The sequence below is a fragment of the Saccharopolyspora rosea genome, assembly GCF_025643595.1.
Classification (GTDB): Bacteria; Actinomycetota; Actinomycetes; order Mycobacteriales; family Pseudonocardiaceae; genus Saccharopolyspora; species Saccharopolyspora rosea.
This window is the reverse complement of sequence record NZ_CP102826.1, coordinates 1,549,257-1,573,986: the sequence shown is the minus strand read 5'-3', so window position 1 is coordinate 1,573,986 and position 24,730 is coordinate 1,549,257. Positions and strand designations below refer to the sequence as shown.

The window sequence follows — 24,730 nt, the reverse complement described above, 5'->3', positions numbered from 1 at the left end:
GCGCGTCAACCCGCCGCCGGTCCGGAGCGGGCCGCGGCCGCCTCCTCCTCGGCGGCGACCTCCTCGGCGACCTTGGCGGCGCGGCGGACGGCCCAGATCGTCACGACGAGCGCGAGGCCGGTCAGCGGATAGCCCATCGCGATGCGGGCGAACGCCAGCCAACCGGTCTGGTCGGAGTCGTACAACCACTGCTGCACGACGTACTTCGCCGCGAACACGACGGTCCACGCCAGCGTGGCGAGGTCGTAGCCGAGCATCGCCCGCCGGTGCTTGCGCCAGGAGAAGCCGAGGCTGTTCAGCAGCGACCAGGCCACCCCGACCAACGGCCACCGCACCACCACCGAGGCCAGGAAGACCCCGCCGTAGACCAGGCTGGTCCAGATGCCCAGCAGGAAGAAACCGCGGACCTCGCCGGAGCGGTAGGCGATGAAGGAGCACACCGCCACGCCCAGCACACCGGAGATCGCCGGTTGCAGCGGCTCCTTGCGGACCAGCCGGATCACCGCGATCAGCACCGCGGCTCCGATCGACGCCCAGATGGCGGGCATCAGGCTCGTCAGGGCGCTCACCACGACGAAGACGACGATGGGCACCGCCGAGTAGGCGAGCCCGCTGATACCGCCCATCTGCTCCAGCAGGGTCTTCTCCGCGTCCTGACCCGCGTGCTGGTCGTCGGTCCTGCCCTGGGCGGTGACCCCGCTCTCGGAGGCCGATGCGCTGTGTTCGCTCATGCGGTGTTCTGCAGCTCGTAGTAGGGGTTGTACAACACCTTCCGGCCGTCGCGGACGGCGATGCGGCCGCGCGCCTTGATGAGGCGGCCCGGCTCGATCCCGGCGATCTTGCGCCGGCCGAGCCACACCAGGGTCACGCCCTCGGTGCCGTCGAACAGTTCGGCCTCCAACGTCGGCGCGGACGCCTTGGGCGACAGGCCGACGCTGCGCAGCCGTCCCAGCACCACGGCCTCCTGGCCGCACTCGCAGTCGCACGCCCGCTGCGCGCCACCCGCCTGGGACCTCTCGGAGAGGTCGTCGGCGTCGAGCTCGCTGACGTCACTGGTCAACCGCCGTACGAGGCGGCGCCAATAACCGCCGCCGGTCTTGCTCATCTAGCGCTCCTGTGCGCCTCGGGGCTCGACTTGGCAGCCCGTGCGCCCCCAGCGTAGCCCGGCGCCGGACGGGTAGTCGCGGCCCTGCGGGCATTCTCGACTTGACCCGCACGATCGGATCAACTTCGGGCTTCGACGGGCACCCAGCGTCAGTTCTGCGGCAGCGCGAGCGCACCGCCGAGCCCGATCAGCGTCGCCCCGCTGGCCACCTGCTGGCGGCGCCGACACCGGGCGCCGGCGGCCAGCCGACCGGCGAAAACGGCCACCACAGGTCGGCCGTCAGCGTCAACGCGACGAAGCCCACCCCAGCACCGCGCGAGCCGCTGGTCCTCGCCGGTGCGGGCACCGCCCCGGGAGCCCGCCGCAGTTCCCGCAGCGAACGGACGCCGAGGTAGAAGAGGTACGCCGCCAGCTTCACCGCGGTGAACGCCACGGCCCCGGCCATCAGCAGCGCGGAGTGAAATTCAGCCCGCCTGGCCGTTGGTCTGCGCCTGCTGGATGTGCCGCAGGATCGGCTCCGGCAGCTCGATCGGCAGCGGCGTGCGGACCGGCAGCGGCTCCTCCCCGCGCACCACGACGGTCTCGTCCAGCACCGCGTACAGCAGCTTGGTGCAGGCTTCGGCGTGCTCGGCGGGGCCCGCCGCCACACCGCGCAGCAGCCACCGCGGGCCGTCGACGCCGACGAACCGCAGCGCAGCCTTGGGCGAGTCGGCCACCAGCTCGACTCCCCAGTCACCCTCCTCGGCGATCACCCGCGCACCGTCGGCGCGCAGCTGCTCGGCGAGTTCCTCGCTCACCTCGGGCCACAGGTCGCCGCTGCGCGGTGCGGCGAAAGCGCTGACCGTCAACCGGCCGACCTGGGTGACCAGGTGCACGGCGCGCACCGGTCCGGCCGGGTCGACCTCGACCTGCAGCTGACCGCCCTCGGGGACCGGGAGCCGGACCGACCCCAGGTCGAGCCGCTCCACCCCGTCGTCGGGCGCCTCGGTCGCGTCGTACGGCCCGCCCTGCGGCGGGTACTCGTCGGCCGCGTCCGGCTCGTCGACCGCCCCGGGCTCCGCGTCCCGCCGCCGGCGGCCCCATCCGAACATCCCCTCAGACCTCCGTCCTGTGCTCGGCCCCGGTGTCCCCCAGGGTCGCCAGCACCTCGTGTCCACCGGTGGACCCGTAGCCGCCGTCGCCGCGCAGCGACTCCGGCAACTCCTCCACCTCGTGGAATACCGCGTGCTCGACCTTCTGCACCACGAGCTGGGCGATCCGGTCGCCCCGCCGCAGCGTCAGCGGTTCCGAGCGATCATGGTTGATCAGGCAGACCTTGATCTCACCCCGGTACCCGGAGTCGATCGTTCCGGGCGCGTTGACGATGCTCAACCCCGCCTTGGCGGCCAGCCCGGACCGCGGGTGCACGAAACCGGCGTAGCCCTCCGGCAGGGCCACCGCCACCCCGGTTCCGACCAGCACTCGTTCACCCGGTCGGAGGACCACGTCCCGCGTGGTCACCAGGTCGGCCCCGGCATCGCCGGGTTTGGCGTAGCTCGGCAGCGGCACGTCGGGATCAAGTCGAGTCAGCAGGACCTTCACAGTCGACACGGGCCGCGAGACTACCCTGGAGCCGTGTCCGAGAGCGTGGAAGCGGCCAGCATGACCGGCGACACCCCCGGTCAGGGGAACGCAGTGGGCGGGACGGCGTTCCGCGAGCGGTTGTACGCGTCCTGGTGGACGTGGCCGCTACCGGTGATCGCCGCGGTGCTGCTCGCCGCCGAGGTGCACATGGGCTACCCCGGCGTGCGGGCGTGGCTGCCCTACGTCGTGCTCGTCCCGCTGGCGGTGGCGGTGCCGCTGTGGCTGGGGCGCACCAAGGTGGAGGTCCGCGACGGTGAGCTGTGGGCCGCCGACGCGCACCTGCCGCTGCGGTTCGTCGACGACGCCGAAGTGGTGACCGCCGGGGAGCACCGGCGGGCGCTCGGTCCGGACCTGGACCCGGCCGCGTTCGTGCTGCACCGCCCGTGGATCAAGACGTCGGTGCGGGTCTGGTTGGACGACGAGAACGACCCGACGCCGTACTGGGTCGTCAGCACGCGCCACCCGCACCGGCTGGTGGCAGCCCTGGGCAAGAGCTGAGCCCGGGTGCGCCGGCCCGAAAAGACAACTGGGCACACGCCGTCGCGTGTGCCCAGCCACTCCCCGGTCGCTGTCGTTGCAAGCCGTGTCAGGCGGCGCAGTCGCGGCAGATCAGCCGACCGCCGCGGTCCTCCGCCAGCCGGCTGCGGTGGTGGACGAGGAAGCAGCTAGAGCAGGTGAACTCGTCCGCCTGCTTCGGGAGCACCTTGACGGTCATCTCCTCGCCGGACAGGTCGGCGCCCGGCAGTTCGAAGTTCTCCGCGATCGCCCCTTCGTCCTCGTCCACGACGCCGGACTGCGCATCATTGCGCCGCGCCTTGAGCTCCTCCAGCGAGTCCTCGGCCAAGTCGTCGGACTCGCGGCGCGGAGCGTCGTAGTCGGTCGCCATCGTTGATTCACCCCTGCGTTAGTGGAGACTGCAATGGTGTGCCGCTGGTAAACGTTCCAGGACCAGGATTTGTGCCCGCGAGCGCAGTGATCGTGGTCTCGCCCTGCAACGCGTCTAGTTCCCCCGTAACGAGCGACTCGCCTCATCCGGCACTCCCTGAGGCGCCGAGAGGGTAGCTCATACGAATCCGGAACACGCACCAGGTCACCCATAGGTGTGGTGTTCGCTGCACCGGACGGCACAGGGAGATCAACTCCGCCCTCCTTCCGCCCGCGTCCTCCTTGGTTGCCCACCTCCCCCGCCCGTGATGCGATGCGCTGAGAGCTCGCCGGTCACGGCATTCCATCGATCCGACGACCGGCCACAACGACCGGGAGACGAGTCGGTGTCCACCACGACGTGTGACGGTGGCAGCACCTAGGCTGATCTCGTGACGACCGGTGCGCGGGATGGGAACCAGCCAGGAAGGGGCGGGAAGTGTCTGCCGTGAGCGCGAGGGTGAGCCGACGGGGTCCCCGGTACCGAAGGCGCCGACCGATGCCCGCTCTGGTGGTGCTCGCGGTGCTCGTCGTGCTGTCGGGAGTGCTGTGGACGCGCGTCTTCGGCAGCGTGGAGGACATCGATACCGCGACGAGCTGCAACGCACCGGGTGCGCCGACCGCCGCTCCCGCCGGGCAGGCGAAACCCGCGGGAGCGCCGCTGGGGAACATGTTGCCGCGCAACGCGCTCGACCGGGCGAATCCGGTCCCGCCCCAGGACGTGCACGTGCGGGTCGTCAACGGCAACGGGGAGAGCCGCCAGGCGTCGCTGGTCGCCGACGAGCTGAACAGTCTCGGGTTCGCCCAGGGCGGCAAGCCCGGCAACGACCCGGTCTACGTCAACTACGACCTGCACTGCCACGGCCAGATCCGGTTCGGCGGCGCGGGCGTGAGCGCCGCGCGCACCCTCAGCCTCATCGCGCCCTGCGCGCAGCTGGTCCGCGACGAGCGCGAGGACGCCAGCGTGGACTTCGCCCTCGGCTCGCGGTTCGACGACATCAAGGCGACGCCGGAGGCCAAGCAGATCCTGCAGCAGCTGGAGAACTGGGTCCCGCAGCGCGACCAGCAGGGCAGCGCCAACCAGGAGGTCACGCCGCCGCAGATAAGCAAGGACCTGCTGGCCAAGGCCCGCGACGTGCACTGCTGAGAACGGGCCGGCGGAACTGACGAGCCCTCCGGCCCGGGCCGGAGGGCTCGTCCGCGTCAGACCTCGCCGGCTTCGGCGCGCAGCAGCGCGTCGCCGAGGTCCTTGGCGATGCCGGGGGCGGCGCACACGATCATCCCGTCGCCGAGGCCGTCGTCCGACTCCCGCTGCGGCAGCCGCAGCGCCGCCCCGGCCTCGGCCGCGATGAGCGCACCGGCGGCCCAGTCCCACCGGTTCAGGCCGACCTCGAAGTAGCCGTCGAGCCAACCCGCGGCGACCGCGCACAGGTCCAGCGAGGCGGCGCCGCTCCGGCGGATGTCGCGGACCTCCCCGAGCAGCTGGCCGACCACCCGGGCCTGCGCGGTACGCCGCCGGACGTCGTAGGCGAACCCGGTGCCGACCAGGGCCAGGTCGAGCCGGTCGGAGCCGGAGGCCCGCAGCCGACGGCCGTCCACGTGCGCGCCGCGCCCGGCCGCGGCGCTCCACACCCGGCCGGACACCGGCTCCACCACGGCACCGGCGACCGAGCGCCCGTCGACCTGGGCGGCGAGCGAGACCGCGTACCACGGGTAGCCGTACAGGTAGTTGACGGTGCCGTCGATCGGGTCGACCACCCAGCGCAGACCGTCGAGCGCGCCTTCGCCGCCCTCCTCCTCGCCGAGGACGGACTCGCCGGGGCGCAGCTCGGCCAGCCGTTCCCGGACGAGCCGTTCGACGGCGCGGTCGCCGGCGGTCACCACGTCGGTCTCAGTGCTCTTGGTGTCCACGGAACCGTCGGTGATCGCTTCGTCGCGCACCGTGCGCGCGAGATCACCCGCTTCCTGCGCGACCTGCACGGAGATTTCACGCAGGGTTTCCAGATCTAGGTCTTTAGGCCATCCCACACACACATCGCAACACAACACGGTTAAGGTCTGCACACCTTGGTCTGAATCGAATAGGAAGGATCAGCCATGGGCAGTGCCCGCGGTTTCGGCGTGGATATCGGCGGGTCGGGCATCAAGGGTTGCCCGGTCGACATCGAGGGCGGCGTGCTGGCCGACGAACGCATGCGCATCCCCACCCCGCAGCCTTCGACGCCCTCGGCGGTGGCCGACGTCGTCGCGGAGATCGTCGAGAAGTTCTCCTGGACCGGCCCCGTCGGCATCACGCTGCCCTGCGTGATCAAGGACGGCACGGCGCTCACCGCCGCGAACGTCGACAAGGGCTGGATCGGTACAGATGCGCAGTCCCTGTTCGCCGAGCGGCTCGGTCGGCCGCGCGAACAGATCGTAGTCCTCAACGACGCCGACGCCGCGGGCATCGCGGAACTGCGCTCCGGCGCGGGCGCCGGGCACCGCGGCCTGGTGGTGGTGCTGACCTTCGGCACCGGCATCGGCAGCGCGATGTTCGTCGACGGCAAGCTGATCCCCAACACCGAGTTCGGGCACATCGAGGTCGACGGCCACGACGCCGAGACCGAGGCCGCGGCCTCGGTCAAGGACAACCTGGAGCTGACCTACCCGGAATGGGCGCCGCGCGTCAGCCGCTACATCCAGGCGCTGGAACGGTTCCTGTGGCCGGACCTGATCATCGCCGGCGGCGGGGTCAGCAAGAAGGCGCACAAGTGGCTGCCGCTGCTGGAGGCGCGCACTCCGGTCGTGGCCGCGGCGCTGAAGAACGACGCGGGCATCGTCGGCGCCGCGAGCGCTGCCGTGACCAGCGGCGACGTCTGAACCGACAGGGGCTTAGCACACCGGCCCGGGCGCGAACTCCGCCTTGCAGCGGAACCGCACTCCGCCATCGCAGTTACAATGGAACACGGCCCACTTGATTCGAAGTCCTCTTCGGTGAAGCACTTCCGGTGCTTCGCGCCACCGGGAAGGGCTCGGCGGGTGGGTTGTCCCCGACCTTTGGCGGCCGAGGTTTCGCGCCCTCCGGCCAGCCCTGATCGACCGTCGCGAAAGGGCGTACGTGGCAGCCGCAGAAACCGCAACCCGACGCTCCAGCTCCGCCGCAACCTCTGGCGGTGCCCAGACCCAGTCGGCCCAGGCGCAGGCGACCCCCGCTTCGGAGGCGGCTGCCGGAACCGACGAGGGCACGCAGAAGTCGACGACCGCTCGCAAGAGCGCGCCGAAGACGTCGACCAAGTCCGGTGCGAAGTCGGCGACCGGCAAGACCGGCACCAAGTCGGCGGCCAAGAAGGGCGCCAAGGCTCCGGCGAAGAAGTCGACCAAGTCGGCCGCCGCCAAGGGCAGCGGTGAGAGCCTGGAGATCGACGAACCGATCGAGACCGACCTGACCTCGCCGGACGTCGGCGACCTGGCCGACGTCGACGTCGAGATCCCCGACGAGCCCGTTCCGGAGGAGGACGCCAAGGACGCGGACTTCGTCTGGGACGAAGAGGAGTCCGAGGCGCTGCGACAGGCGCGCAAGGACGCCGAGCTGACCGCATCGGCCGACTCGGTGCGCGCCTACCTCAAGCAGATCGGCAAGGTCGCACTGCTCAACGCCGAGGAAGAGGTCGAGCTGGCCAAGCGCATCGAGGCCGGCCTCTACGGCGCCGAGCGGCTGCGCCAGGCCGAGGAGAACGGCGAACAGCTGACCACGCAGATGCGGCGCGACCTGCGCTGGATCGTGCGCGACGGCGAGCGCGCCAAGAACCACCTGCTGGAGGCCAACCTCCGCCTCGTGGTCAGCCTCGCCAAGCGCTACACCGGCCGCGGCATGGCGTTCCTGGACCTGATCCAGGAGGGCAACCTCGGCCTGATCCGCGCGGTCGAGAAGTTCGACTACACCAAGGGCTACAAGTTCTCCACCTACGCGACCTGGTGGATCCGGCAGGCCATCACCCGGGCCATGGCCGACCAGGCCCGCACCATCCGCATCCCGGTGCACATGGTCGAGGTCATCAACAAGCTCGGCCGCATCCAGCGCGAGCTGCTGCAGGACCTGGGCCGCGAGCCCACGCCCGAGGAGCTCGCCAAGGAGATGGACATCACCCCGGAGAAGGTGCTGGAAATCCAGCAGTACGCCCGGGAGCCCATCTCGCTGGACCAGACCATCGGTGACGAGGGCGACAGCCAGCTCGGCGACTTCATCGAGGACTCCGAGGCGGTCGTCGCCGTCGACGCGGTGTCGTTCACGCTGCTGCAAGACCAGTTGCAGTCGGTGCTGGCGACGCTGTCGGAGCGCGAGGCGGGCGTCGTCCGGCTGCGCTTCGGCCTCACCGACGGCCAGCCGCGGACGCTGGACGAGATCGGCCAGGTCTACGGCGTGACCCGGGAGCGGATCCGGCAGATCGAGTCCAAGACGATGTCGAAGCTCCGGCACCCCTCCCGGTCGCAGGTCCTGCGCGACTACCTGGACTGACGAACGACCCCGGAAAGGCCGCCGACCGCACACCGGTCGGCGGCCTTTTCGCTTCCCGAGGAGGCGACCACGTGTTCGCCTGGAGCGGACAAGCCGCTCGCGGACTGTGACACCGGGCACCCGCAGGACCCGCCCAAGATCGTCCCGAATGCTGGAAAACCCCTCGCCACAAGGGCTTTCGCGAGTTGATCACGCTCTGCGACGAGCGCTGCTGCATCCGGGTGCTTCATGGTGACGACCGTCGCCTCGCGGCCCGGGAACACTGACTTCGGCCCACGCGTCTGTAAGAGTGGAGCCAACGAGCACCGACCCTGCAGCCAGAGGGCCACCGGTGGTCGTAGCAGGATCGAGGGCGTCGGAGCTTCCGACGCCGGGACGGAGGGAGACCACGATGCCGGCAACGCTCACCCGCCCCGAGCTGACCGCCGCCGACCGCTGCGACCGCTGCGGGGCCGCTGCCAAACTTCGCGCCGTACTGCCGTCCGGCGGGGAGTTGCTGTTCTGCGGGCACCACGCCCGCGAGTTCGAAGCTGGTCTGCGTGAGATGGAAGCAGAGCTGCAGGACGAACGGTAAGGCCGCGCAAAGCCACGAGGTGCCCCCGGGGACGCGTTCTCCGGGGGCACCTCTTCGTCGTGCACCCCCTCATCCGGTGCTGAGGTCGCCCAGGGCGTCCAGCAGGCGGCGCACGTCGCTCTCGCCGGTGTAGTGCGACAGGCTCGCCCGCACACCGCCGGTGCTGCCCACGCCCAGCGCGTGCACCAGCTCCCAGGCGTAGGAATGGCCGTGCGAGACGTTGAGGCCGCGCGCGGCGAGGAACTCGGCGACGGCAGCGGGCTCGGTGCCCGGGACCGTGAAGAAGGCCGTCGGCGTGCAGGGTCCCTGCGGAGCACCGTGCCGCACGACCCCGTCGAGCGCGGCGAGGCCGTCGAACAGCGTCCGCGCCAGGCGGTCCTCGTGGTCGCGCGCCGCGCGGCGCGACACCGCCAGGCGGTCCGCGCGAGTGCCGTCGGCATCGGAGTCCAGACCCGCCAGGTGTTCGACGGCCGCCACGACACCCGCCATCGACGCGAACGGGTTGGTGCCCAGTTCGAAGCGGTCCGGAACGGTGTCCGGCGAGGGCGCGAGCTTGTCCGGGTGCAGCGTCTCCAACGACCACGGGTCGGAGGCCACGACGGCCGCCAGGTGCGGACCGGCCCACTTGTAGGCGCTGGTGGCGTAGAAGTCCGCGCCGAGTTCGGCGATCCGCACGGGCACGTGCGGGCAGTGCTGCACGCCGTCCACGTACGACACGGCGCCCACCTGCCGGGCCCGGTCGGTGATGGTCCGCACGTCCGGGATGGTGCCCAGCAGGTTCGACGCCGCGGTGACCGCGACCAGCTTGGTCCGGTCGCCGATCAGCTCGGTCACCCGCTCCGCCGGGAGTTCCCCGGTGGGGTCCACCTCGGCGGTGCGCACCGACGCACCGGCCTTGCGGGCCAGCTGCACCCAGGGGCGCACGTTGGCGTCGTGGTCCAGCCGGGTCACGACGACCTCGTCGCCGGGCCGCCACCCGGCGGCCAGCACCGCGGCGAACCGGTAGGTCAACGCGGTCATGCTCGGGCCGAACACCACGCACGACGGATCGGGGGCACCCACGAGGTCGGCCACCGCGGACCGGGCCTCGGCGACGATGCCGGAGGCGCGGCGGCTCGACTCGTACGGCCCGCCGACGTTGGACACGCCGACCCGGTAGGCGTCGCTGACCGCGTCGATCACCGACTGCGGGACCTGGGTCCCGGCCGCACCGTCCAGCCACGCCCGACCGTCGGCGAGCGCGGGGTACTGCGCTCGGATCTTCTCCACGTCGTAAGCCATGCGGCTGAGCCTAGGAGCCGACGTCGCGCCGCCCCAGCGTTCATCCGAGGGGTGTTCGCCCGCCTTCCGGCCTCACCAGGAGCGCAGCGTGGCGATCCGCTCCTCCAGCTGTTCGACGGTGGCCATGGCGGTCGGCGGCCCACCGCACACCCGTTGGAGCTCGTTGTAGATCGCGCCGTGCGGCTTGCGGGTGCGGTGGTGGTGCAGCGAGACGAGCGTGTTGAGCTCCTTGCGGAGCTTGCGCAGCCGTTCCTGGACGGTCTGCGGCCGGGCGCGCTGCTCGGCCTGCTCGGCCGCCTTGGCGGCCTTGGCCTCCGCCTCCCGCTTGGCCACGTCCTCAAGCTGCTGGGACTGCCGCTGCCGCAGCAGGGCCCGCACCTGGTCGGGTTCCAGCAAACCGGGAAGTCCGAGGTAGTCCTGCTCCTCCTCGGTGGTGCTGAACGCGGCCGTGCCGAAGGACGAGCCGTCGTAGATGACCTGGTCGAGCTCGGCCTCGGCGCCCAGGGCGGTGTAGGACTTCTCCTCCTCGCCGGGCTCGTCGCGCTGCCGGTTGGCCTCGGCGAGCAGTTCGTCGTCCCAGCCGTCCTTCTCCCGGTGCGGCTTGCCCAGGACGTGGTCCCGCTGCGCCTCCAGCTGGCTGGCCAGCTCCAGCAGCACGGGGACGCTGGGCAGGAAGATGCTCGCCGTCTCCCCCGGCCGCCGCGAGCGCACGAAGCGGCCGACGGCCTGCGCGAAGAACAGCGGGGTCGACGCGCTCGTGGCGTACACGCCGACCGCCAGCCGCGGCACGTCGACGCCCTCGCTGACCATCCGGACCGCGACCATCCAGCGCTCGTCGGACTCGGCGAACTCGCCGATGCGCTCCGAGGCGTTCGGGTCGTCGGACAGCACGACCGCAGGATCGGCGCCGGTGATCCGCTTCAGCGTCTTGGCGTACGCCTTGGCCGTCGCCTGGTCGGAGGCGATGACCAGACCACCCGCGTCGGGCATGCCGCCGTTGCGCAGTTGCGCCAGGCGCGTGTCGGCGGCCTGCAGCACGGTCGGGATCCACTCGCCGGACGGATCGAGCGCGGTGCGCCAGGCCCGCTGGGTCTGCTCGGCGGTCAGCGGCTCGCCGAGGCGGGCGCTGAACTCGTCACCGGCGCTGGTGCGCCACCTGGCCTCTCCCGAGTAGGCGAGGAAGACGACCGGCCGGACCACGCCGTCGGCCAGCGCGTCGGAGTAGTTGTAGGAGTGGTCGGCCTGGCTGCGCAGCGAGCCGTCGGCGTCCGGTTCGTAACCGATGAACGGGATCGGGCTGTCGTCGCTGCGGAACGGCGTGCCCGTCAGCGACAGCCGCCGGACCGCCGGGGTGAACGCCTCGCGGATCGCGTCGCCCCACGACTTGGCGTCGCCGGCGTGGTGCACCTCGTCGAGGATCACCAGCGTCTTCCGCCGTTCGGTGCGCACCCGGTGCAGCGCGGGGTGCGTGGCGACCTGCGCGTAGGTGACCACGACGCCGCGGTAGTCGCTGGAGGTCATGCCGTCGCTGTTGCGGAAGTTCGAGTCCAGCGGGATGCCCGCGCCGGCGGCCGCGAGCGCCCACTGGTGCTTGAGGTGCTCGGTGGGCGCCACCACCGTCACCGCCTCGACCGTGCGGTCGGCCAGCAGTTCGGCAGCGACCCGCAGCCCGAACGTGGTCTTGCCCGCGCCGGGGGTGGCGACGGCCAGGAAGTCCTGCGGCTTCGTCGAGAGGTACTTGGTCAGGGCCCGGCGCTGCCAGGCGCGCAGTGGGCGGGAGGGGGCCTGCGAGGGGTCGCTGAGCACGGATCGGACGGAATAGTCGAGTTGCGCTTCGGACACGCCGGCTCGCCGCTCCTTCCTAGACTCTCCCCTGCTGGACACGGGTCGTTGGCGCCCCTGGCAGCCTCCCGCGAACCGCCCGCGCACGCGTCGGCGCGCGATCAGAAGCGATGCGGACCGCCGTGCAGCCTACCTCCGGGCCCCGTCCGAAACGGGGTACGGCCCGCCCGGAGGGCAGTGTGAATCACATTCACGGCGTTCGCCGGTACCCGACGCGATCGATTCGGTGGGTCTTGCACTCACGCGGAACGCGCATGAAGCATCCTTATGGGTGCCATGGGTCCTCCGAGTCCACACGAACCCCGGGGGCGCAGTGCACCCGCCTCCGGCGGCGAGCCGGTGCGGCGGGGGCCGCTGCGCCTCGTACTGCGCACGCTGGACAAGGCGTGGTGGGACAACATCTTCTCGGAATCCGCCGCCGCGGCGTTCTGGCAGACGATGTCGCTACCGCCGCTGCTGCTGGGGCTGTTGGGCAGCCTCGGCTTCGTCGGCGACTGGTTCGGCCCCGGCGTGGTCGAAGCCGTGCACAGCAAGATCATCAGCTTCGCGCGGTCGGTGTTCACGCCGGGCGTGGTCGACCAGATCATCGGGCCGACGGTGGAGGACATCCTCACCAAGGCCCACTCCGAGATCATCTCGGTGGGCTTCCTGCTGTCGCTGTGGGCGGGTTCGTCCGCGCTGGCGTCGCTGATCGACTCGATCACCATGGCCTACGGCCAGTACCTGGTGCGGCACAGCGTGTGGCAGCGGATCTTCGCGCTGCTGTTGTACCTGGTCGCCCTCATCGTGGCGGTCATCGGGCTGCCGGTGATCGCGCTCGGCCCGGAGTGGCTGCCCACGGTGTTCCCGGAGCCCTACCAGGACGACATAGCCTGGCTGATCCAGACCTTCTACTACCCGGCCACCGGGATCCTGCTGGTGGTGGCGCTGGCGACGCTGTACAAGGTGGCGCTGCCCCGGAAGCTGCCGTGGCACCGCGGCCTGCCGGGCGCCCTGCTGGCGATGGCGGTGTTCCTGTGCTCCAGCATCGGCCTGCGGCTGTACCTGACGTGGGTGACCAGCACCGGGTACACCTACGGCGCGCTGGCCACGCCGATCGCCTTCCTGCTGTTCGCGTTCTTCATCGGGCTGGCGATCATCATCGGCGCGCAGTTCAACAGCGCGATCCAGGAGATGTGGCCGGCGACGATGACCCGGCGGGAACGCCGCAAGTGGCGGCGGCTGGAGATGAAACGCCTGGCGCAGCGCATGCACACCGAGGAGGGCTACCGGGCGTGGCGCAACGGGCAGCACGACGGTGCCGAGCAGGCGGAGCCGGAGGAACCCGAAGAGCCCCCGCGCAACGGCGTCGCACTACCTCCGGAACAGCGGACGGAGGAGCGCGCCGAGCAGGCGGAGCGCGAAGGGGGACAGGCCGAGAAGCGCGGTGGCTGACCGGCCACCGCGCGTCGAGGTCTCCGGCGGCGGGCCGGAGACCGGGATCATTCGTCGTCGCCGGGCGGCAGCGACTCGAAGATCTCCTTGCACTGGGGGCAGACCGGGGAGCCGGGCTTCGGCGACTTGGTGACGGGGAAGACCTCCCCGCACAACGCCACCACGTACGTGCCCATGACCGCGCTCTCGGCGATCTTGTCCTTCTGCACGTAGTGGAACATGTCCGGACGGTCGTCCGTGGTCTCGGTCCGGGTGTCGGTCTCCGGCAGCGTCGTCGTGCTCATGCCCCCATGATGCCGCACGCGCGGCCCGGCCGTACCGGAGGTCAGGCGGCCGATGGCGGGCGCCGCCTCCTCATCGGCGCCCGCCACGGCTCCCTCAGGCCCCCTCGATCACCTGGTGGCTGCGCGACTCCAGGGACCGCGCGGAGCGGCGGAAGCGGTTCACCTGCTCACGCTTGCGGGCCGGTCGGTCGTTGGCGATGAGCACGGCCATCCACGGCAGCGGGATGGAGATCGCCAGGATGATCAGCGAGAGCCACCACAGGTGCCACGTCTGGTACACGAGCGCCGCGGCGATCAGGCACGGGATCCGACTGGCCATCATGATCGCGTACTTGCGGCGGCGCACTGCCTGCTGGTCGTCGTAGGACGGCTGAGCCTCGGTGATCAGAACCGGGGTGTCGTCACGATGTGAGCTGTTCACGACACTACCTCCGCACTCCATGCTCCCACCCCGCAGCGCCCACCGGTAGCCCGGGGCAGCGCGAACATCGCGGCCGGACCACCAGGTTGACCGGTGGGGAACAGCCGCGAAACGTCGCCGGGTTAGATTCGAGCGGATCAACAGCGGTGGGAGGCGACATGCTGTACGCGGTGACCAAGCGAGTCGTGGGCACACTGGCGCGGACCGTTTACCGGCCGAGGATCGTCGACGCCGACAAGGTCCCCGCCACGGGCCCGGTCATCCTGGCGCCCAACCACCTCGCCGTGCTGGACAGCTTCATCGTCCCGCTGGTGCTGCCCCGCCCGGTCTCGTTCCTGGCCAAGGCCGAGTACTTCAGCGGCGGTGGTGCGCGGGGTTCGTTGACGAAGTGGTTGTTCGGCTCGCTCGGTGCGATCCCGGTCGAGCGCGGGCGGGGACGCGCCGCGAAGGAGGCGCTGGACGCGGCCGAGCGGGTGCTCCTGGACGGTGGCGCGTTCGGCATCCACCCGGAGGGAACCCGCTCGCCGGACGGCCGCCTGTACCGGGGCCGGACGGGTGTGGCGCGGCTGGCGCTGAGCACCGGCGCCCCGGTGGTGCCGGTCGGTCTGATCGGGACGGACAAGCTGCAGCCGCGCGGCGCCAAGATCCCCCGGCCGCACCCGGTCACCGTGCGGTTCGGCGACCCGCTGGACTTCTCCCGCTACGCCGGGATGGAGGGCTCGCTGCCGGTGCTGCGGTCGATCACCGACGAGATCATGTACGCCATCGCCGAACTGTCCGGGCAGGAGTACGTGGACCGCTACCAGCAGCCGGGCGCGGCAGCGGCCGCGTGACCTACTTCTTCGCGGCCTTCGCCGCCGCTTTCTGCTGCTTCTTCCAGGTCCGGACCTCTTCCAGCGTCTGCTGGTCGACGACGTCGGCGATCGAGCGGCGCGCGTCCGCGTCGCCGTAGGCGCCCGCGGCCTCCCGCCAGCCCTGCGGCGCCACGCCCCACTGCTTGCCCAGCAGGGCCAGGAAGATCCGCGCCTTCTGGTCGCCGAAGCCGGGCAGCGCCTTGAGCCGCTTCAGCACCTCCTTGCCGTCGGCACCGGCCCACAGGCGCTCGGCATCGCCGTCGTAGTGGTCCACGAGGTACTGGCACAGCGTCTGGATGCGCTTGGCCATCGACCCCGGGAAGCGGTGCACGGCGGGCTGCTCGGCGCAGGCGGCGGCGAACCGCTCGGGATCCATGGCCGCGATGGCGTCCGCGTCGAGCTCCCCGAGCCGGTCCCGCAGCTTCTTCGGCCCGGCGAAGGCCACCTCCATGGTGATCTGCTGGTCCAGGAGCATGCCGATGAGCAGGGCGAGCGGGTCCTGCGCGAGCAGCCGGTCCGCGTCGGTATCGCCGGTCAACCACAACGTCCGAGTCATGGGGCAATCGTGACACGGGCCGGTGCGCTGGCCGACCGGTGGCGACGTCGCCGGGCAGCGGGCGTGTGAGGATCGGTGCCGTGATTCCAGACCTGTCGCATGACCGAATCGACCGACTCCGCGAGGCGTTCCTGTCCGCCGGTTACGACGCCGACGGCGTCGTGGAACTGCTCGGCCCCGCAGCGCACGCCGCGCTCGGCCGGGGAGAGCCCGTGCCGGCGCTGCGCGCGGCTGCGGACGCCGGCGAGCTCGGCACGCTCGTGCGCCTGTTCCTGCTGGGCGAGGCCGAGCCGCGCACCGCGGTGGAGGCCGCGCTGCACCCCCTGCCGCTGTCCGAGGCGCTGGCCGCCGGCCTGGTCGTCGCCGACGGCGACGCGCTGCGCGCCGGTCTCGACGTCCGCCCGCACGGAGTGGGCGAGGACTCCTGGTGGGTGATCTCCGACCTGGACTCCGACCTGCGCGGCGGCCGCCCGGTGGAACCCGACCACGTGCTCGGCGTCGGCCAGGCGTCGCTGAGCCTGGTGCGCGCGACCTCGCGCCGCCCGGTCGGCTCGCTGCTCGACCTGGGCACCGGGTGCGGGGTCCAGGCGTTGCACGCGAGCACGCACGCCGGCAGCGTCACCGCCACCGATGTGTCCCGGCGCGCGCTGGCGCTGGCCGAGGCGACGTTCCGGCTCAACCGGATCGATGTGGAACTCGCCGAGGGCGAGTGGTTCGACCCGGTGCGCGGGCGGCGCTTCGACCAGGTGGTGTGCAACCCGCCGTTCGTCGTCGGACCGGCCCGCACCGACTTCGTCTACCGCGACTCCGGTCTGGCCGGGGACGACGCGAGCGCGCTCGTCGTGCGCCAGCTGCCGTCGTTCCTCGCCGAGGGCGGTACCGGGCAGCTCCTGGCGTCCTGGGTGCACCGGCGGGGTGAGGACTGGGAGGACCGCGTGTCCGGATGGCTGCCGCCGGGCGGGGTGGACGCCTGGTTCGTGCAGCGCGACGTGGCCGATCCGGCGCTGTACGTCGGCACGTGGCTGCGCGACGCGGGGTACGACCCGCGTTCTCCCCAGGGGCGGCGCAAGGCCGCCGAGTGGTTGGACTGGTTCGAGGCCAACGACGTGCTCGGCGTCGGGTTCGGGTTCGTCACGCTGCGCCGCACCGGTGCCGCCCGGGGCGAGGTGGTGTGCGAGGACCTGCGGCACGCCTTCGACGACCCGCTCGGCCCGGAGTCGGACCGGTGGCTGCGGCGGGTCGACTGGCTGCGCGCCCACGGCTCCGACGAGCAGCTGCTCGCCACGCCGCTGCGCACCGCGGACAGCACGGTGCTGGAAGAGGTCTCGGCACCCGGCGACGAGGGTTGGCAGAACCTCGTCCACCGCCTGCACCGCACCGACGGGCCGGGCTGGCAGCACGAGGTCGACGAGCTCGGGGTGCGGCTGCTGGCCGGTTGCCGGGGTGCGCTCCCGCTCGGCGACGTCGTGGAGCTGCTCGCGCTCGGGTGCGGCGAGGACGCCGAGGAACTGACCCGCGCCGCGCTGCCGGTGGTTCGGGAACTGCTCAGGCACGGAATGGTGATCCCGGCGGAATGGGCGGAGGAGGACCGATGAGGGCGATCGTCACGCGGGTCACTCGCGCCTCGGTGGCCGTCGAGGGCAGCGTGGTCGGCAAGATCGACGAACCGGGTTTGTTGGTGCTATTGGGTGTGACGCATTCCGACGGCGCTGAAGAAGTCACCAAAATGGCGCGCAAACTGCACGAGATTCGCGCGCTGCGGGACGAGGGGTCCTGCGCCACGACCGGGGCTCCGCTGCTGGTGGTCAGCCAGTTCACGCTCTACGGGTCGACGCGCAAGGGACGGCGCCCGTCGTGGACCGCGGCGGCCCGCCCCGAGCACGCCGAACCGCTGGTCGACGCGGTCGTGGAGGAGCTGCGCGAGCGGGGCGCGCGGGTGGCCACCGGCACCTTCGGCGCGATGATGGAGGTGGAGAGCGTCAACGACGGACCATTCACACTTTTGGTTGAGGTGTAAATGTAACGGAAGCTCTCAGGAAATCCTCAGGCTTGGCGGAGCAACGGATGTGACCGCCATGACGTCTTCAGGTCGGAAGTTCGGGAACGAATTCGGTCCGCCGCTCGTTTTCCCGGTAACGAACACTTCGACAGCCAGGCCGCCAACGCCGGCCGCGCCGAGAAGACGTTCGACGCGGCACTCGGTCCTCGCTACCGAGCGTACGCGTCCTCCACACCGCGCAACGGTGCGTCGGTGTGACATCGCGCCCGCCAAGCCAGCCCGTCAGGGAGGGAGCTCCATGACCGTCCCGCAGACCACCAACCCGGATGTCCCCGCCGTTCACGAGGCGGACCTGGACAGCCAGGGCCCGTCGGCCGACCTCGTCCGCGTCTACCTCAACGGCATCGGGCGCACCGCGCTGCTGAGCGCGCAGGAGGAGGTCGACCTCGCCAAGCGCATCGAGGCCGGCGTGTTCGCCAAGCACCTGCTGGAGACCAGCAAGAACCTCTCCCCCGAGCGCCGCAGCGACCTCAACGCCGTGGTCCGGGACGGCCGTCGGGCGAAGAACCACCTGATGGAGGCAAACCTCCGCCTCGTGGTCAGCCTCGCCAAGCGCTACACCGGCCGCGGCATGCCGCTGCTGGACCTGATCCAGGAGGGCAACCTCGGCCTGATCCGCGCCGTGGAGAAGTTCGACTACACCAAGGGCTTCAAGTTCTCCACCTACGCGACCTGGTGGATCCGGCAGGCCATCACCCGAGGCATGGCCGACCAGAGCCGCACCATCCGGCTGCCCGTCCACCTGGTGGAACAGGTCAACAAGCTGGCCCGCATCAAGCGGGACCTGCACCAGAAGCTGGGCCGCGAGGCCACCGACGAGGAGCTGGCCGAAGAGGCGGGCATGCCGGTGGAGAAGGTCGTGGACCTGATGGACCACTCCCGCGACCCGGTGAGCCTGGACATGCCGGTCGGCGCCGAGGAGGACGCCCCGCTCGGCGACTTCATCGAGGACGCCGAGTCCGCCGACGCGGAGAACGCGGTGATCTCCGGCTTCCTGCAGGACGACCTGCGCCGCGTGCTGGCGACTCTGGAGGAGCGGGAGCAGGCCGTGATCCGGATGCGCTACGGCCTCGACGACGGCCAGCCGCGCACCCTGGACCAGATCGGCAAGGCGTTCGGGCTGTCCCGCGAACGGGTCCGCCAGATCGAGCGCGAGGTCATGGCCAAGCTGCGCCAGGGCGACCGGGCGGACCGCCTGCGCGCCTACGCCAGCTGAACCGCGAGGGCGGCCGTCGCCACCCGGTCGGCGCGTTGACGGGCGCGCGCCGCCGACCGCAGCATCGTCCGGTCGCCGTCGCCTTCGCTGCGCGGTGGGACACCCACCGCATCCCCCGGGAGGCCGGAACCGCAACAGGGCGGGTCCGGCCTCCCGCTCGTTCCGTCAGGCCGCGTCGAGGAAGCGGGCGCGCCAGCGCCGCAGCTCGGTCTCGGTCGCGCCGTGGGTGCGCAACCACCCCGCGGCGCCGTCCGGGTGCTCCGCGAACCGCTCCAGCACGCTCTCGATCGCCTCGGTCGGAGCGGACATCAGCTCCATGACCGCCTCCAGATCGACACCGGGCGGCAGCTGCGCCTCCAGGTTCAGCCGCTTCATGACCCGCATCATGTTCTCGTCGGTGCGCACGTAGTCGGCGACGATCGCGTCCGGCCGCACGCCCGCCGCGCTCAGCAGCAGAGCCGACAGCACACCGGTGCGGTCCTTGCCGACCGCGCAGTGCACGAGGACCGGACCGTCGGCGTCCAGGATGATCCGGAACGCCTCGACCAGCTTCTTCGGCGCGTGGTCGAGGATGTTCGCGTACAGCGTGATCAGACCGTTGGTCGTGTAGTCATCGGCCGACTCCGCTTCGGCCACGTCCTCCAGCAGCGGCAAGTGGTGCACCGCGCTGACCGCGGCCAGGGGGTGTTCCACCTCACCGACCTCGACGCCCTCCCGGAGGTCGATCACGGCCGCCGGTGGCCACTGCGGCATCCCCTCCGGATCGCGATCGCCGGCGTGCGGGGCGTCACTGCGGTACACCACGCCCGGCCTGGTCAGCGCGCCGTCGCCGGTAGGCATGCCGCCCAGGTCCCGGAGATTGACCAGTTCGTTGACCGCGTCCGCGGAGTCTGTCGACGACAAAGGCCCTCCTTCGTTCCGGTGTCCCGAGGCCCGGGGCACGTTCGGCGCCAGCCTCGCAGGTTCTCGTGCGCGCGGCGACACCCACCCGGTGGGCGCGCGGCGACGCGCACCACCGGCAACCGTCGCCCGATGTCGGGCGGCAGCGGGTCACCTGACGCGAGCTCGGGCAGCCCCAGCACCCTGCCCAGCACCGCCGACGACCGGGGATGCCGGTCCCGGTACCGCTGGAGGCGCTGCCGGGCCTCCTCCGGCGGCAGCACCTCGGCGCATCCGGGGGCGCCGCGCACCGCACCCGTCCACACCCGCACCTCGGGGTTCGCGCGCACGTTGCGGAACCACTGGGACGTGCGCCCGTAGCCGGACACGAGGACCAGAGCTCCCGGCTCGCGTTCGAGCACCTCCAGCACCGCGCGGCGAGCGAGCCCGGTGCGGCGCCCGCGGTGTTCGAGCATCATCACCCGCCCGCCGAGCAACCAGCCCAGACCTCGTTCGAACAGCGGGATCGGTGCTCTGGCCAGTGCTCGGGGCATGCGCCGTGCCACGACTCCTCCTCGGCGTCGACTCGTCGGGGAACACGATCTTGCCCGTCACGACTCGCGAAGTCGCGGTGCACCCATGGGTTAACGTCTGCGCGTACCCGAACGCGCGCAAAGGAGCCGCGACGTGACCACCACGTTCGATTTCACCGAGGTGCTGCCGCTCGGCCCCGACAGCACCGAGTACCGCCTGGTGACCACGGAGGGGATCCGGGTCGTCGAGGCGGCCGGGCGCCGCTTCCTCGAAGTCGAGCCGAGCACCCTCACCTCCCTCGCCACCGAGGCGATCAAGGACATCCAGCACCTGCTGCGGCCGTCCCACCTCGCGCAGCTGCGGGCGATCGTCGACGACCCCGAAGCCAGCCCCAACGACCGGTTCGTCGCCACCGACCTGCTGCGCAACGCGTGCGTGGCAGCGGGCGGCGTGCTGCCGATGTGCCAGGACACCGGCACCGCGATCGTGATCGGCAAGCGCACCGAGACCGTGCTGACCGGTGGCCGCGACGAGGAGGTGCTCTCCCGCGGCGTGTTCGACGCCTACCAGCAGCTGAACCTGCGGTACTCGCAGATGGCGCCGCTGAGCTTCTGGGACGAGCGCAACACCGGCACCAACCTCCCGGCGCAGATCGAGCTGTACTCCCAGGCGGGCACCGACCCGCGGTACGACTTCCTGTTCCTGGCCAAGGGCGGCGGCAGCGCCAACAAGACGTTCCTGTACCAGGAGACGAAGGCGCTGCTCAACCCGACGCGGCTCGGCCGGTTCCTGGAGGAGAAGCTGCGCTCGCTGGGCACCGCCGCCTGCCCGCCGTACCACCTGGCGATCGTCGTGGGCGGCATGTCCGCCGAGTACAACCTCAAGGTCGCCAAGCTCGCCTCCGCCCGCTACCTCGACGAACTGCCGCGGGAGGGCTCCCCGTCCGGGCACGCCCTGCGCGACGTCGAGATGGAGCAGCAGGTCCTGGAGATGACCCGCCAGTTCGGCATCGGCGCCCAGTTCGGGGGCAAGTACTTCTGCCACGACGTCCGCGTCATCCGGCTGCCGCGGCACGGCGCGTCGCTGCCGGTCGGCGTCGCCGTGTCCTGTTCGGCGGACCGGCAGGCGAAGGCCAAGATCACCCCGGAGGGCGTGTTCCTGGAGCAGCTGGAGCGCGACCCCGCCCGCTACCTGCCCGAGGTCTCGGACGAGCAGCTGTCCGACGAGGTCGTCAAGATCGATCTCAACCGGCCGATGTCGGAGATCCGCGCCGAGCTGTCCAAACTCCCGGTCAAGACCCGCGTGTCGCTGACCGGCCCGCTCGTGGTGGCCCGCGACATCGCGCACGCCAAGATCGCCGAGCGGCTCGACGCCGGTGAACCGATGCCCGACTACCTGCGCGACCACCCCGTGTACTACGCCGGACCGGCGAAGACCCCGGACGGCTACGCGTCCGGGTCCTTCGGTCCCACCACGGCCGGTCGCATGGACGCCTACGTCGAGCAGTTCCAGGCCGCCGGCGGGTCGATGGTCATGCTGGCCAAGGGCAACAGGTCGGCCAAGGTGGCGGAGTCCTGCCGCACCCACGGCGGGTTCTACCTCGGTTCGATCGGCGGGCCGGCCGCCCGGCTCGCCCAGGACTGCATCCGCGAGGTCGAGGTGCTGGAGTACCCCGAGCTCGGCATGGAAGCCGTGTGGCGCATCGAGGTGGAGGACTTCCCCGCGTTCGTCGTCGTCGACGACAAGGGCAACGACTTCTTCGCCGACTCCACCACGCCCACCCTGCAGATCTCCTTCGCCCGCTGAACGCACGCCGCTCCCGCAGGAGGACGTTCTCCTGCGGGAGCTCGGCGTGGCCGCCTCACGACCTGGTCACCGCGGTACCTTCACCTGCTTCTGCTCCAGCACGACTTTCCTGGCGTCCAGCGGCGCGTCCAACCGGACGGCGACCGGCGGGTAGCGCAGGTCCATCGTGCAGATGCCTGGGGGCTCCGGGGTCTGGTCGACCAGCACGACCTTGACGTGGTCGGCGGTCTGCTCGGCGAGCTCGCCGTGCACGTGGCTGCAGCCGCCTTCCTGGCCGGTGGCCACGACCACGGTTCCGCCGTCCTGGGTCCACACCTGCTTCGGATAGCTCTTCGGCAACGCCGCGGCGTCGACCTCTTCCGCCGCGACCGGACTCCGCTCCTGCACGGGTTTCGGCTCGACCGGGCCGGGAGGCGCGGGAGGCTTTCCGCCGAAACCGATGTCTCCTGCTGGCTGTTGGGCGCAGGCGGCCAGTGCCAGGAACAGGGCCGCTGCCCCCGCTGCGGTGTGTAGGCGTCTCATGCCCCCAGGACGGAACCGGGTGTGCCGGGGGTTGCGTGCGAATTCCACGATCGGCGTCCCCGGCTTTCCCACATACCGGAAACGCTGGTCACAGCCTGTTCCGGCGTGATGTTGTCGCAAGACGTCCGGTTCCCCCGTTGGAGAAGGTATGTCCACGACTGCGTCTTCCGCATCGCAGGCCCACGCCGCCGAGGAACCCGCCGAGCCGCCGCAGGGCAGGCCGCAGTGGGTGGCGCTGATCGTCGGCGTGCTCGTGGCCGTCGCGCTCGTGGCCGCGACCCAGGTCGTGGCCGGCACGAAGTCAGCGGTCCTCGCCGCGCTCGGCCTGGCGCTGGGGCTGACCCTGTTCCACTCGCGGTTCGGATTCACCTCGGCCTGGCGCCAGCTGGTGTCGGTCGGCCAGACCTCCGGGCTGCGGGCGCACCTGGTCATGCTGGCCGCCGCGTCGATCCTGTTCGCCCCCATCCTCGCCAGCGGTGCGGCGCTGTTCGGGAAAGTCCCGGAGGGCAACGTCGAACCGTTGGGACTGAGCCTGGTCGTCGGCGCCTTCCTGTTCGGCGTCGGCATGCAGCTCGGCGGGGCGTGCGCCTCGGGCACGCTGTTCGCGGTCGGCAGCGGCAACACGCTGCTCGTCGTGACGCTGTTCTTCTTCGTGTGCGGTTCGGTGCTGGGTGCGCTGCACATGCCGCTGTGGAGCTCGAAGTCGCTCACCCTCGGTTCGTTCTCGCTGGCCGAGAACACCGGCCTCGGCTACACCGGTGCGCTGGTCGTGCAACTGGCCGTGCTCGGGTTGATCTGGCTCGCCGCGACCCGCTGGGCCCGCCGCCACGACGCACCGCCGGCGGGCCGTCCGCCGACCTCGCGCGGCCTGCGGCGGATCGTGCGCGGCTCGTGGCCGCTGTGGGTGGGCGCGATCGTGCTGGCCGTGCTCAACGCCGCCGTGCTGCTGACCCGAGGCACGCCGTGGGGCATCACCTCGGCGTTCGTGCTGTGGGGTTCGAAGGCGTTGCAGTCCGTCGGCGTCGACGTCGCATCCTGGTCGTACTGGCACGGCGAGAAGGCCGCCGCGCTGACCCAGCCGGTGCTGGCCGACTCCACCTCGGTGCTGGACTTCGGGATCATGATCGGCGCGCTCGTGGCGTCGGCGGCGTCCGGCGCGTTCGTCCTGGCTCGGCGGCTCCCGGCGAAGACGCTGCTGGCCGCGGCTGTCGGCGGGTTGCTGATGGGCTACGGGGCGCGGCTGGCCTACGGCTGCAACATCGGCTCGTACTTCTCCGGCATCGCGTCGTTCTCGCTGCACGGCTGGGTGTGGGGGCTGCTGGCGCTGGCCGGGACCTGGGTCGGGCTGAAGCTGCGACCGCTGTTCGGCCTGGGCGTGCCCAAGCCCACCGACTCCGTCTGCTGATCAGGACTGCAGCGACAGGTCGTGGACCTCGGTCACCCATTCCCGGATCCACCGGGACAGCTCCGCTCCGTTGCGGACCCAGCTGAAGTGCCCGAGCTGGTCGGCGCCCGCCAGGGTTCGCGAGTAGTGCTTGTGGACTCGCCGGGCGCGGATCGCCTTGCCCGCCAAGTGGTCCACTGAGGACTGCGGGGCCAGCCGGTCGCCGGAGACCGTCACCGTGAGCAGCGGGACGTCCACCGAGCGCAGGGCGGCCTCGTAGTTGGTCGAGGACCCGGCGAGCACGTACCGGCCGGTGCGGGACTGCCGCGCCCAGTCCCGCACCAGGCCCACCGGCTGACGCCCGCCGAACCCGAGCCGGTGGCCCGGCCAGTACCCCAGGACCCGCGCGAGCCCCGCCACCAGCTGGGGACCGAACAGGGTGCGCAGCCGGTAGATGCCGGGAAAGGCCGCGTACCAGGCGGATCCGGAGGCCACCAGCACGACACCGCGCACGCGTCCGGGACGGCTCGCCGTGTGCAACATCCCGAGCTGGCCGCCCAGGCTGTGCCCGAGCAGGAAGCGCGGGGCCCCGGGCAGCGCGGATGCGATCACGTCGATCACCGCGTCGACGTCGTCGATCAGGTCCTGGTAGGCGAACCGCACACCCCTGGCGGGCAGCGGAGCGCTCTCGCCCTGCCCGCGCAGGTCGAAGGTCACCACGCTCAGGCCGTGCGCGTGGAGGTTCCCGACGAACCGGCGGTAGTACCGGGCGGGCACGCCCATCGCGGGCAGCAGCAGGATCACCGGGCTCGTCGGGTCGTCCTGGAGCACGGCGCGGACGGTCAGCTCGTGCGCACCGGCCGGGACCCGGGCGAGCACCGTGTCAGGTGGGGTGTCGTCCATCACCCCACATTAACGGAACTGGGTCGTTTCGAGC

General features: G+C 71.3%; 28 protein-coding genes. 12 read left to right on the top strand and 16 right to left on the bottom strand.

Features of this window, described 5'->3' with window-relative positions:
- Positions 1–5 precede the first annotated feature (5 nt).
- The 5 genes from NV263_RS07720 to dut all read right to left on the bottom strand — a co-directional run bounded on the left by NV263_RS07720 (position 6) and on the right by dut (position 2,695).
- Entirely contained in the window at positions 6–731 is a 726-nt protein-coding gene (locus tag NV263_RS07720) for a DUF3159 domain-containing protein (protein ID WP_263251873.1), read from the bottom strand.
- The gene (locus NV263_RS07715; protein WP_263251872.1) at positions 728–1,105 is read right to left on the bottom strand and encodes an OB-fold nucleic acid binding domain-containing protein; all 378 of its coding nucleotides are present in this window, start codon (positions 1,103–1,105) and stop codon (positions 728–730) included. Before NV263_RS07715 ends, NV263_RS07720 begins: the two co-directional genes overlap by 4 nt.
- A gap of 187 nt (positions 1,106–1,292) precedes the next feature.
- Positions 1,293–1,550 carry a hypothetical protein gene (locus tag NV263_RS07710; RefSeq protein WP_263251871.1) on the bottom strand — a complete coding sequence of 86 codons (258 nt, stop codon included), beginning with the start codon at positions 1,548–1,550 and terminating at the stop codon, positions 1,293–1,295.
- Positions 1,551–1,569: 19 nt separating this feature from the next.
- Entirely contained in the window at positions 1,570–2,196 is a 627-nt protein-coding gene (locus NV263_RS07705) for a DUF3710 domain-containing protein (protein ID WP_263251870.1), read from the bottom strand.
- A 4-nt stretch (positions 2,197–2,200) separates the two neighbouring features.
- Positions 2,201–2,695, bottom strand: a complete 495-nt coding sequence (dut, locus tag NV263_RS07700; protein ID WP_263251869.1) for a dUTP diphosphatase — start codon at positions 2,693–2,695, stop codon at positions 2,201–2,203.
- Between the two features lie 24 nt (positions 2,696–2,719).
- On the opposite strand from dut, the gene NV263_RS07695 reads away from it, so the two are divergent.
- Entirely contained in the window at positions 2,720–3,226 is a 507-nt protein-coding gene (locus NV263_RS07695) for a DUF3093 domain-containing protein (protein WP_380757289.1), read from the top strand.
- An 88-nt stretch (positions 3,227–3,314) separates the two neighbouring features.
- Here the strand turns inward: NV263_RS07695 and NV263_RS07690 are convergent, their stop codons facing one another.
- Positions 3,315–3,614: a DUF4193 domain-containing protein gene (locus NV263_RS07690; RefSeq protein ID WP_263251868.1), complete on the bottom strand. Its 300-nt coding sequence runs from the start codon at positions 3,612–3,614 to the stop codon at positions 3,315–3,317.
- A 477-nt stretch (positions 3,615–4,091) separates the two neighbouring features.
- On the opposite strand from NV263_RS07690, the gene cei reads away from it, so the two are divergent.
- A complete protein-coding gene (gene cei / locus NV263_RS07685) occupies positions 4,092–4,799 on the top strand; it encodes an envelope integrity protein Cei (RefSeq protein ID WP_317630404.1) in 708 nt (235 codons plus the stop codon).
- Between the two features lie 56 nt (positions 4,800–4,855).
- Here cei and NV263_RS07680 read toward each other — a convergent pair whose 3' ends face one another.
- Complete coding sequence (locus NV263_RS07680) at positions 4,856–5,656, bottom strand: inositol monophosphatase family protein (RefSeq protein ID WP_263254106.1); 801 nt, start codon at positions 5,654–5,656, stop codon at positions 4,856–4,858.
- A gap of 93 nt (positions 5,657–5,749) precedes the next feature.
- On the opposite strand from NV263_RS07680, the gene ppgK reads away from it, so the two are divergent.
- The 3 genes from ppgK to NV263_RS07665 all read left to right on the top strand — a co-directional run bounded on the left by ppgK (position 5,750) and on the right by NV263_RS07665 (position 8,721).
- A complete protein-coding gene (ppgK, locus tag NV263_RS07675) occupies positions 5,750–6,511 on the top strand; it encodes a polyphosphate--glucose phosphotransferase (RefSeq protein ID WP_263251867.1) in 762 nt (253 codons plus the stop codon).
- Positions 6,512–6,749: 238 nt separating this feature from the next.
- Positions 6,750–8,147: an RNA polymerase sigma factor gene (locus tag NV263_RS07670; RefSeq protein ID WP_263251866.1), complete on the top strand. Its 1,398-nt coding sequence runs from the start codon at positions 6,750–6,752 to the stop codon at positions 8,145–8,147.
- A 391-nt stretch (positions 8,148–8,538) separates the two neighbouring features.
- A complete protein-coding gene (locus tag NV263_RS07665; RefSeq protein WP_263251865.1) occupies positions 8,539–8,721 on the top strand; it encodes a DUF7455 domain-containing protein in 183 nt (60 codons plus the stop codon).
- A 69-nt stretch (positions 8,722–8,790) separates the two neighbouring features.
- Here the strand turns inward: NV263_RS07665 and NV263_RS07660 are convergent, their stop codons facing one another.
- Positions 8,791–10,002: a cysteine desulfurase-like protein gene (locus NV263_RS07660; RefSeq protein ID WP_263251864.1), complete on the bottom strand. Its 1,212-nt coding sequence runs from the start codon at positions 10,000–10,002 to the stop codon at positions 8,791–8,793.
- 72 nt (positions 10,003–10,074) lie between these two features.
- Positions 10,075–11,844: a DEAD/DEAH box helicase gene (locus NV263_RS07655; RefSeq protein WP_380757282.1), complete on the bottom strand. Its 1,770-nt coding sequence runs from the start codon at positions 11,842–11,844 to the stop codon at positions 10,075–10,077.
- 276 nt (positions 11,845–12,120) lie between these two features.
- Between NV263_RS07655 and NV263_RS07650 the strand changes: the two genes are divergently transcribed.
- Positions 12,121–13,278, top strand: coding sequence for a YihY/virulence factor BrkB family protein (locus NV263_RS07650; protein WP_263251863.1), 1,158 nt, complete (start codon positions 12,121–12,123; stop codon positions 13,276–13,278).
- Between the two features lie 47 nt (positions 13,279–13,325).
- Here NV263_RS07650 and NV263_RS07645 read toward each other — a convergent pair whose 3' ends face one another.
- Together NV263_RS07645 and NV263_RS07640 are read right to left on the bottom strand one after the other, a co-directional pair.
- On the bottom strand, positions 13,326–13,562 hold the full coding sequence (locus NV263_RS07645; protein ID WP_263251862.1) for a DUF3039 domain-containing protein: 237 nt from the start codon (positions 13,560–13,562) through the stop codon (positions 13,326–13,328).
- Positions 13,563–13,656: 94 nt separating this feature from the next.
- The gene (locus NV263_RS07640; RefSeq protein ID WP_263251861.1) at positions 13,657–14,004 is read right to left on the bottom strand and encodes a DUF3099 domain-containing protein; all 348 of its coding nucleotides are present in this window, start codon (positions 14,002–14,004) and stop codon (positions 13,657–13,659) included.
- Between the two features lie 137 nt (positions 14,005–14,141).
- On the opposite strand from NV263_RS07640, the gene NV263_RS07635 reads away from it, so the two are divergent.
- Positions 14,142–14,816, top strand: a complete 675-nt coding sequence (locus NV263_RS07635; protein WP_263251860.1) for a lysophospholipid acyltransferase family protein — start codon at positions 14,142–14,144, stop codon at positions 14,814–14,816.
- A gap of 1 nt (position 14,817) precedes the next feature.
- On the opposite strand, the gene NV263_RS07630 is transcribed toward NV263_RS07635, so the two are convergent.
- Positions 14,818–15,393, bottom strand: coding sequence for an HhH-GPD-type base excision DNA repair protein (locus tag NV263_RS07630; protein WP_263251859.1), 576 nt, complete (start codon positions 15,391–15,393; stop codon positions 14,818–14,820).
- Positions 15,394–15,473: 80 nt separating this feature from the next.
- On the opposite strand from NV263_RS07630, the gene NV263_RS07625 reads away from it, so the two are divergent.
- From NV263_RS07625 to NV263_RS07615, 3 genes are all read left to right on the top strand, one after another.
- Complete coding sequence (locus NV263_RS07625) at positions 15,474–16,988, top strand: DUF7782 domain-containing protein (protein ID WP_263251858.1); 1,515 nt, start codon at positions 15,474–15,476, stop codon at positions 16,986–16,988.
- The gene (gene dtd / locus NV263_RS07620; RefSeq protein WP_263251857.1) at positions 16,985–17,410 is read left to right on the top strand and encodes a D-aminoacyl-tRNA deacylase; all 426 of its coding nucleotides are present in this window, start codon (positions 16,985–16,987) and stop codon (positions 17,408–17,410) included. The genes NV263_RS07625 and dtd overlap by 4 nt, the downstream gene beginning before the upstream one ends.
- Positions 17,411–17,690: 280 nt before the next feature.
- Positions 17,691–18,668, top strand: a complete 978-nt coding sequence (locus NV263_RS07615) for a sigma-70 family RNA polymerase sigma factor (protein ID WP_263251856.1) — start codon at positions 17,691–17,693, stop codon at positions 18,666–18,668.
- Positions 18,669–18,833: 165 nt separating this feature from the next.
- Here NV263_RS07615 and NV263_RS07610 read toward each other — a convergent pair whose 3' ends face one another.
- Together NV263_RS07610 and NV263_RS07605 are read right to left on the bottom strand one after the other, a co-directional pair.
- Positions 18,834–19,571 (bottom strand): tyrosine-protein phosphatase, encoded by a 738-nt coding sequence (locus NV263_RS07610; protein ID WP_263251855.1) that lies wholly within the window; start codon positions 19,569–19,571, stop codon positions 18,834–18,836.
- Positions 19,484–20,113 carry a nitroreductase family deazaflavin-dependent oxidoreductase gene (locus NV263_RS07605; RefSeq protein ID WP_263251854.1) on the bottom strand — a complete coding sequence of 210 codons (630 nt, stop codon included), beginning with the start codon at positions 20,111–20,113 and terminating at the stop codon, positions 19,484–19,486. Before NV263_RS07605 ends, NV263_RS07610 begins: the two co-directional genes overlap by 88 nt.
- A 121-nt stretch (positions 20,114–20,234) precedes the next feature.
- On the opposite strand from NV263_RS07605, the gene NV263_RS07600 reads away from it, so the two are divergent.
- Positions 20,235–21,887: a fumarate hydratase gene (locus NV263_RS07600; RefSeq protein ID WP_263251853.1), complete on the top strand. Its 1,653-nt coding sequence runs from the start codon at positions 20,235–20,237 to the stop codon at positions 21,885–21,887.
- 66 nt (positions 21,888–21,953) lie between these two features.
- Here the strand turns inward: NV263_RS07600 and NV263_RS07595 are convergent, their stop codons facing one another.
- Positions 21,954–22,409: a hypothetical protein gene (locus NV263_RS07595; protein ID WP_263251852.1), complete on the bottom strand. Its 456-nt coding sequence runs from the start codon at positions 22,407–22,409 to the stop codon at positions 21,954–21,956.
- A gap of 148 nt (positions 22,410–22,557) precedes the next feature.
- On the opposite strand from NV263_RS07595, the gene NV263_RS07590 reads away from it, so the two are divergent.
- Complete coding sequence (locus NV263_RS07590; protein WP_263251851.1) at positions 22,558–23,814, top strand: YeeE/YedE family protein; 1,257 nt, start codon at positions 22,558–22,560, stop codon at positions 23,812–23,814.
- On the opposite strand, the gene NV263_RS07585 is transcribed toward NV263_RS07590, so the two are convergent.
- Positions 23,815–24,696 carry an alpha/beta hydrolase family protein gene (locus tag NV263_RS07585; RefSeq protein WP_263251850.1) on the bottom strand — a complete coding sequence of 294 codons (882 nt, stop codon included), beginning with the start codon at positions 24,694–24,696 and terminating at the stop codon, positions 23,815–23,817.
- Positions 24,697–24,730 lie beyond the last annotated feature (34 nt).